General features: G+C 68.4%; 2 protein-coding genes. Both read left to right on the forward strand.

The features are described from left to right. A partial coding sequence (locus ACWGI2_RS41980) for an SDR family NAD(P)-dependent oxidoreductase (protein ID WP_453701324.1) occupies positions 1-2760 on the forward strand: 2760 nt, incomplete at its 5' end. A gap of 50 nt (positions 2761-2810) precedes the next feature. Further along, on the forward strand, positions 2811-4624 hold a 1814-nt coding region (locus ACWGI2_RS41985; RefSeq protein WP_453701326.1), incomplete at its 3' end, for a type I polyketide synthase.

Here is a 4624-nt window from a genome sequence, read left to right on the forward strand (position 1 = left end):
CACAACACCGACCTGTCCCCCCACCTCCCCCAACAACAAACCACCCACATCAACCTCCCCACCTACCCCTTCCAACACCACCCCTACTGGCTCCAGATACCCGCCCATCTGACGGACGCCGGCGACCTGGGTCTGACCACCACCGACCATCCGCTGCTCAGCACGGCAACACAGCTCGCAGGCACGAATCACATCGCCCTGTCCGGCCGCATCGGTCTGAAGACCCACCCTTGGCTGGCCGACCACGCGGTGTCCGGGACCGTCCTGCTGCCCGGAACGGCCCTGGTCGACCTGGCACTCCACGCCGGAGACCACACCGGCGCCACCCACCTGGACGAACTCACCCTCCACACACCCCTCACCCTGGACGACACCACCAGCCGCGACCTCCAGGTCACAACGGTCCCCGAGGCGAACGGCTGGCAGGTCACCATCCACTCCCGCCCCCACACCCACGAGCCCGACGGCATCGACTCCGAGTGGACCTGCCACGCCACCGGCACCCTCACCACAACCCAGGAACTCGCCGAACCCCTCACCCAATGGCCACCCACCGGGGCAGAGCAGGTCGAGATCTCGGATCTGTACGAGCAACTGGCTGCAGCCGGCTACGAGTATGGGCCTGCCTTCCGCGGCGTCACCGCTGTCTGGTCCCAGCCCGACGGCACCCTGCATGCCGAAGTCACCCTGCCCAACACGGCCGAACCCGCCGGACACACCATTCACCCGGCACTTCTCGATTCCGCCCTTCACCCTCTCGCAACCGCCAGGGGCATAAAGAGTGACGTACGGCTGCCCTTCGCCTGGAACGGCGTCACCATCCACGCCACCGACGCCACCCACCTACGCGTCACCCTCACCACCACAGGCAACGACATCACCATCCAAGCCTGGGACCCCACCGGCACACCCGTCGCCACCATCAACACCCTCACCACCCGCCCCATCGACCCCACCACCCTTCACAAGAACACCGGCACGGGAACCCGCAACAGCCTCTTCCACCTCACCTGGAAGCCCACCGAAGCAGGCACCACAGATGTCGACCCCAACGAAGTCGACATCTACCGGCCAGAGACGTATCCCCAGGACAATCCGCAGGCCGCACACGACGCAACCGAAGCGCTCCTCCACCACCTTCAGTCCTGGCTGGCCACCAACGACGCCACCAACCGACGCCTCGTCATCCTCACCCGGCACGCCGTGGCCACCAGCCCCACCGAAGACATCCACCTGGCCCACGCCCCCTTGTGGGGCCTGGCCCGCACCGCCCAGAACGAAAACCCCGACCGCATCCACCTCATCGACACCGACAACCCGGCCGCCGACACCTCATACCTGACCAACGCTTTGGCCACCGGCGAACCCCAACTCGCCCACCGCAACAACCAACTCCTCGCACCCCGCCTCACCCGCACCACCACAACAGCCGACTCCACCGTGCAGCCCCTCAACCCCAACGGCACGGTTCTCATCACCGGCGGCACCGGAGGACTCGCCACCCTCACCGCCCAACACCTCATCACCACCCACGGCATAACCCATCTGCTCCTCGCCTCCCGCACCGCACCCCAACACACCACGCTCCGCGACGAGCTGGAAGCCCTCGGAGCCCAGGTCACCCTCACCGCCTGCGACACCACCGACCCCCAAGCCGTCGAAGAACTCATCGCCTCCATCCCCGAGGAACACCCCCTCACCGCGGTCATCCACACCGCCGGCACCCTGGACGACACCACCCTCACCAGTCTCACACCCGACCGCCTCCACCCCGTCCTCGCCCCAAAGGTCGACGCCGCCTGGAACCTCCACCACGCCACCCAACACCTCAACCTCACCGCCTTCATCCTCTACTCCTCCGCCGCCGGCACCCTCGGCAACCCCGGACAAGCCAACTACGCCGCCGCCAACACCTACCTCGACGCCCTCGCCCACCACCGCCACCACCACGGCCAACCCGCCACCAGCCTCGCCTGGGGCTACTGGAAACACACCACCAACCTCACCCACCACCTCACCGACACAAAACTCCGCAAAATCACCCACGGCACCCAACCACTCGAAACCGACCACGCCCTCCACCTGTTCGACACCGCACTCACCACCACCCAACCCCACCACCTCTGCCTCCCCCTCAACCCCAACGCACTCCGCACCACCGATCGCCTACCTCCCCTCCTCCACGACCTCGCACCGGCAATCCGCCATACCGCCGCCACGGCCCACCCGACCGACACCGACCTCGCAACCCGACTGCGTTCGCTGCCGCCGGAGTTGCAGGAAAAGCTGGTGCTCGAAGTGGTCTGCGCCGACGTCGCAGCAGTGCTCGGCCACAACGGTGCGGACACCATCGATCCTCAACGGCCCTTCAACGAGCTGGGGTTCGACTCGCTCACGGCAGTACAACTCCGTAACCGCCTCAGCGAAGCCACCAGCTTGCGTCTCACTTCCACCCTGATCTTCGACTACCCGACGCCCGTTGACTTGGCTCGGTACGTCGGCACAGCCCTCGGCGTCGGTGAGGCATCGATCGAATCGGCGTTCCTGGCCGAGATCGACGAGCTCGAACAGGCCTTGATCGAACGTGCCCAGGACGACTCCGGACGGATGAAGGTGACCCGTCGGCTTCAGGCTCTCCTCTCTCGCCTCAATGAGAGCGGACGGCCGACGACAAGCGGCGAGGACATCGAGGACAAACTGCGTTCGGCGTCCAACGAGGAACTCTTCGATCTGATCGACGGCGATCTCGACCTTTCCTGATCCACAGCGGCTCACCACCAGAGCAATTCCGCATAGAGGAGCGACGACCCATGTCGGACGAAGCCAAGCTTCGGGAATACCTGACCCGTGTAGTGGCCGAACTGCACCAGACGCGTCAACGCCTCCAGGACGCCGAGTCGGCAGGGCAGGAGCCGGTGGCGGTCGTCGCGATGGCCTGCCGGTACCCGGGCGGGGTGCGCTCGCCCGAGGAGCTGTGGACGCTGGTGGCCGAGGGCGCGGACGCGATCTCCGGCTTCCCGGCCAACCGCGGCTGGGACCTCGACGGCCTCTTCGACCCCGACCCGGACGCAATCGGCAGGAGCTACGCGCGCGAAGGCGGATTCCTGTACTCGGCCGATGAATTCGACCCCGAGTTCTTCGGCATGAGCCCGCGCGAAGCGATGGCGACCGACCCTCAGCAGCGGCTGCTCCTGGAGACGGCCTGGGAGACCTTCGAACGCGCGGGCCTGGACCCACACACCCTCAAGGGGAGCAAGACCGGCGTCTACGCGGGCGTGATGTACGACGACTATGCGGGCCGTCTCATGCACCGCGCGCCGGAGGGCTTCGAAGGCTTTCTGGGCAACGGCAGTGCGGCGAGCGTGGCTTCGGGCCGTGTGGCGTACACCTTCGGGCTGGAGGGCCCGGCCGTCACGGTGGACACCGCGTGCTCGTCCTCGCTGGTCTCCCTCCACCTGGCGGCCCAGGCGCTGCGCAACGGTGAGTGCGAACTGGCCCTCGCCGGCGGTGTCACCGTGATGGCCACCCCCGGTACCTTCGTCGAGTTCTCCCGGCAGCGGGGGCTGGCACCCGACGGCCGCTGCAAGCCCTTCGCCGACGCGGCCGACGGCACCGGCTGGGGCGAAGGCGCCGGACTCGTCCTCCTCGAACGCCTCTCCGACGCCCAGCGCAACGGCCACCCCATCTTGGCGGTGCTGCGCGGCTCGGCCATCAACCAGGACGGCGCCTCCAACGGCCTCACCGCACCCAACGGCCCCTCCCAGCAACGCGTCATCGAACAAGCCCTCGCGGATGCGGGGCTCACCGCGGGTCAGGTGGATGCGGTCGAGGCGCACGGCACGGGCACGACGCTCGGCGACCCGATCGAGGCCCAGGCCCTGCTCGCCACCTACGGCCAGGCCCGCACCACCGAAACACCCCTCTGGCTCGGCTCCATCAAGTCCAACATCGGTCACACGCAGGCGGCGGCGGGCGTCGCGGGCGTGATCAAGATGATCGAGGCCATGCGGCAGGGGGTGCTGCCCTCGACGCTGCATGTCGATGAACCGTCCCGGCACGTCGACTGGAGCACGGGCAGTGTCTCGCTGTTGACCGAGTCCCGGCCGTGGCCGGAGACCGGCCGCCCGCGGCGGGCCGCGGTGTCCTCCTTCGGCATCAGCGGGACGAACGCACATGTGATCCTGGAGGCCGCGCCGCAACCCGCCCAGACAGAACCGCAGGAACAGCACTCCGGCCCGGTGCCCGTCGTGCTCTCGGCCCGCTCGCCCCAAGCCCTCGCCGAAACCGCAGGCCGGCTCGCCGGCTTCGTCGAAACCCACCCGGAGGCGGAAGTCGCCCCGCTGGCCGCCCGCCTGTGGTCGGGGCGCGCGAAACTGGAACACCGCGCCGGGATCGTCACCGACAACCCCGACGAACTGCGTGACGCGCTGGCCGCGCTGGCCGGCGGCCGGGACCACCCCGCCCTGATCACCGGCCCGCCCCGCACCACCACCACGGGCGCGGCCCGCTGGGCCCTCGTCCTCTCCGGCCAGGGCAGCCAAAAACCCGGCATGGGAGCCCACCTCCACCAGACGTTCCCCGCCTACGCCGACGCCCTGGACGAAGTCTGCCAAGCCCTCGACCC

Source organism: Streptomyces sp. NPDC054866, assembly GCF_053610745.1.